Here is a 4,235-nt window from a genome sequence, read left to right on the forward strand (position 1 = left end):
CATATCTTGAAGCAGGTACAATAATTCAGCAGAAATATTTTCTGGTTCATTTTTGTAGGCTTTTTGAATAGCTCTTTTTAGGTCATATATTGTGTTTCTTCCTTTTAATACATAACCATCTATATGAAGTTCGTCAAATAATAAATTGATACGGTGCGCTCTGTCTTCAATCGAAAAAACTATTATTTTAATGTTAGGGCACTCCTTTTTTACCGCAGCTATCAATTCTTCTCCTGAATTAAGTTTGTTTAATTGATTGATCCCTTTTAAAGGATAAATCTGAGATAAGCAGTTGAAAAGGAGCACCGTCTAAATTTGCTTTTTTAACTTTTAACAAAGCTTCATCACAATATTTTGCATATTGAATTTCAAGTACATCAAGCTCATTTAGTATCTGAGCAGCACCCAAATCATTAAAATCGATATCATCCGCAATTAAAACTTTTGTAAACATATTTATATATTATTTTGGAACTAAAATTTTAGCCTTGAAACCTTTATTGGTTTGAGAATCAAAAGTAAGTATTCCATTTACCGCCTCAATACGGTTTTCCGCATTCTTTAGACCATTTTTTAAAATTAGTTTTTCTGAAAAACCAACTCCGTTATCTGAATAGTCAATTTTAAGAGAATTTTGCTCCATATCAAAACCAATAACCACAAAACTGGCTTGACTATATTTTTTCATATTAACCATAAGTTCTTGTAATACCCTTTGTATGGCTATCTTTTTTTCTGTTTGAACTTTCGACCAATCTATTGGGGTACCATTCTTAATAATAACTTCGGTACTACTACTTTTATAGTTACTGAGCATTTGTTTTAAATTTTGTTCAAAACATTCTCCCGTTTCTATGGGACTATTCGCTTTAGAAAAATTTCGTGTTCTAGCATATATTTTATCAAGATTGTCTAAGAGAGTTTCTTTTTTCGTTGGATTCTGTAAATCTTGAGTATCAGCAAAAGTCATAGCATAAAAAACATCATTAGCCAATTCATCATGGAGTTCTTTAGAAATTCTTGTTTCGGTACTATAGCTTGCCTCTAAGCGTTCTCTTTTGGTTTTAGTTTTATAGTAATTTACTATAAATACAATCCCACCAAGTAGCGTGAAAACTCCAAAAAACAACAAGTATTTTTGGTTCTTTTGCGTTTCTAGTTCCAAAAGGGTTTCCGCTCGTTGTCCCTTATATTTGATGCTTTCAAGGATGGCGTTCCTTGAATCATATCTAATTTTAGCAAATTGATTTTTAGCATTATTTCGTACTTTCTTAATACTATCATTTAAACTTACAAACAGTATGGCGTAACTATTTTCTCCTTTTTCTTGATTATGCGACATTAAAAATGATAAGGCTTCCAATCGTTCGTCAATACTTTGCTGTTTCGTTGCTTCCTCATAAGCATGGAGTGCATTAACTTTCGATTTTTGGTAATCTCTTTTTTGATAGTAATCGGCTAAATGCAAATAGCTTTCAATACTTCCATAGGAATCATTAATGCTAGTTCGGATGGCTAAAGCCTGATTCATTAATGCTAGTCCTTTTAAAACCTGATTGTCTTTATAATAAGCAAATCCCAGATTGTCAATAATTCTCGCTTTTTTATTTTGTAGTGTATCTAGAATAGTAGACTTTAAATAGGGTTCTAAAAGTACTATTGCTTTTCTGTACTTTTTTTGTTCCATATAAACGTTAGCGATATTATTGAGAACAGCCACTCTAGCTACAGAATCTTTGATAGTTTTTAAAATTGTACTGTAATAACCAACGGCGTCATCATAATTCTTAAGTTCTTTTGCCGCGATCCCGAATAAATTATTTGCCGCAACCAGATACTGTGAATCATTGTTTATATAAGGTAAAGCTTCGGTTAAAGTTTCTTCACTGCTGTAATAATCTCCATAGGTCTGCTGGATATTTGCCATTCCAACTAAATTATAGGCAATGTATGTGCTATCAACCTCTTCTTTAAATAATTCTGTGGATTTTAAATAATAATAGAAAGCACTATCCATTTTATTATCCCTACTAAAGGAATCACCTAACTCTGAATATTTCTGGGCTTTAATTTCTTTTTGGCTCTCTTGTTTTTTAGCAGTATCAATGCGGGTTTTCACACTCTTTTGACATGATACGACAGAAAGCAAAAGCACTAAAATAAAAAACGGGGAACGCAACATATAAAGTTTCTTTCCCCGAAAGTAGTATTTAATTGCAAATTACTGCACCTTATTCTGGTTTTTTTGGTGGTGTTATAATAATTATTTCATCGCCAGGGCCTGCAGTAGCCATGGGAGTAGTTGTATCGAACAAAGGAATAGTATCCCTTTCCTTGAATTCCAAACCGTTCTTTTGAGCTCTAAAATTTTTTGCTTGAGGAATTGCATTATCAATCGCATCCGCTTCACAGGATACCATAACTAAACCCGATACTGCCATAGCAGCTGTAAAAAATATTTTTTTCATTACTTTGATTGTTAAAAATTGGACGTAGGTTTGGCTGTTCGATATTTTTATCGAATAATTAGAAATGGCCAAACCATTAAAATGAGAACAGTATTTTGGTTACGGGAAGTAAAGTGGGCTAGTAAGGAATCGTTTAATTATACTTCCCGGAATAAAAATTCAGTTCCGTATAGCCACACCTTTATTGAAGTAGTTTTGTACATTTGTCCGTATCGCGAAATAGAACAAGAACTAATTCTGAAGCAAAGTAATGGCGCTTCTGAAGTAAAATCGATTCGGAATTCCTATGATTCCCAGTAATACCGGGTATTCCTGAAAATTCCCAAAAATTCCTTTAAGCTTATGGTGAAAAATACTTTTGAAGATTATAAAGCAGCGGTTAAATTGAAGTATGAGATGGAGAAGATTGGAACCCATTCTAGTTTTTTGCTAAATCCTTCACGTGCCAAATTGAGGAAATTGTGTGGGGAGTTATTTAAGAATAATACCAACGCTGATGATTTAAAAAGCTTTTCTGCTTTTTTTCAATTTGATTTTGTTTTAAATTGCGCCAATAAATTAAAAGAGCAAACAGATAAATTCAGGCCTATTGAAACATTTTTTAAAGGAGAAACGGACTTAACTGATATTGAAGCAGTAAATATCGCAGCGATACTAGTCGATTTTAATCCAAGGCCTTTCCTTAAATTCTCTAAGCAGGAGACTTTAAAAAAAGAAAACATCGCCATTACGAGTATTGAGAGTACAGATACAGACGATGTTTTTGGAACAACTGAGATTATTAAAAGGAATACTATTAATACAGACCATTCAATTCAACCATCGCTCTTGAAAAAGAAAGAATTAAGTGTTTATCATAAAAGACTAGTTATTCCAGCACTTATATTAGTTATAACATTGAGTGGTTTTGGGTACGTTTTTTTACCGAAAAAGGAGTGTATGCAATGGCAAAATGACCATTATGAAGCAGTTGTTTGTGAGACCAAAGCGGTTGGTTTTTTAAACTTGTATTCAACGATGCCTCTAAATAAAAATATGCTGAATTTTAGAAAAATTAAAGTTTGTGATACCACTACCTTTTTTAAAAATAAAAAACCAATATTGTGGTATTGTAAAACTGGAAATCATCTGGATTTTTTTAATGAACCAGGTTTTAATCCTGAAAATGAAAAACCTTTAAAACCGATTACCCAATATATGATTGACAAATATATTAAGTAGACCAGGCTCTTAGAGAACTACAATCCTGAAAAAATTGCATGCTAAGCAAAATTAATTTTTCTCTTTTAATTCGCCATTTAAGAAAAAGAATGTATTGGTTGCAATCAAAACTTGATATCAGTTATAAAATTGAGGGGAAGGTTCCAAACCAAGATAAGAGTTATAGAGAATTCCGGAAACTGTTTTCAAGGTAGCAATATCATCACCTGGCAATTTCAGTATTGTACCAGCATTTCTAAAAAAAGAATCATAAATTGCTGAGGCATAGAAAAAAGTAAATAAAAGGACAATACTATCGTTAAACCAGCATACATAGTATGTTTTTCGACTTAATACCCACTTTGAACATTATTCTCTACCAAATCGATTTTGGTTTGTTGAATCTTAATCATTCAACTACTTAACTCTTTTCTCAATTGAAGGTTTGGCAACTTCAACAGCGGTTCTTTTTTCTCCCTCTATTTTTTCTTTCTCGTCATCTTTAGTCAGGATTTTATTTTGAACCAGTCGTTTCAAAAGATATTGTTCGTTTTAATTGTAAGTATT

5 protein-coding genes and 1 pseudogene are annotated in these 4,235 nt (G+C 32.1%); 2 read left to right on the forward strand and 4 right to left on the reverse strand.

Going from position 1 to position 4,235, the window contains the following annotated elements; genetic code table 11:
- The 4 genes and pseudogenes from AC061C_RS15250 to AC061C_RS15265 form a co-directional block, all read right to left on the reverse strand.
- Positions 1-225 (reverse strand): annotated as a pseudogene (locus AC061C_RS15250) (response regulator); the annotation flags it as partial.
- A gap of 13 nt (positions 226-238) precedes the next feature.
- Positions 239-454: a hypothetical protein gene (locus AC061C_RS15255; RefSeq protein ID WP_478291881.1), complete on the reverse strand. Its 216-nt coding sequence runs from the start codon at positions 452-454 to the stop codon at positions 239-241.
- 9 nt (positions 455-463) lie between these two features.
- Positions 464-2,119, reverse strand: a complete 1,656-nt coding sequence (locus AC061C_RS15260) for a tetratricopeptide repeat-containing sensor histidine kinase (RefSeq protein ID WP_478291882.1) — start codon at positions 2,117-2,119, stop codon at positions 464-466.
- A gap of 112 nt (positions 2,120-2,231) precedes the next feature.
- Positions 2,232-2,468: a hypothetical protein gene (locus tag AC061C_RS15265; protein ID WP_478291883.1), complete on the reverse strand. Its 237-nt coding sequence runs from the start codon at positions 2,466-2,468 to the stop codon at positions 2,232-2,234.
- 81 nt (positions 2,469-2,549) lie between these two features.
- Here AC061C_RS15265 and AC061C_RS15270 point away from each other — a divergent pair, with 81 nt between their 5' ends.
- A complete protein-coding gene (locus AC061C_RS15270; RefSeq protein ID WP_478291884.1) occupies positions 2,550-2,768 on the forward strand; it encodes a hypothetical protein in 219 nt (72 codons plus the stop codon).
- 42 nt (positions 2,769-2,810) lie between these two features.
- Positions 2,811-3,689 carry a hypothetical protein gene (locus AC061C_RS15275; RefSeq protein ID WP_478291885.1) on the forward strand — a complete coding sequence of 293 codons (879 nt, stop codon included), beginning with the start codon at positions 2,811-2,813 and terminating at the stop codon, positions 3,687-3,689.
- Positions 3,690-4,235: the final 546 nt, after the last annotated feature.

The organism is Flavobacterium sp. GNP010, assembly GCF_056428945.1.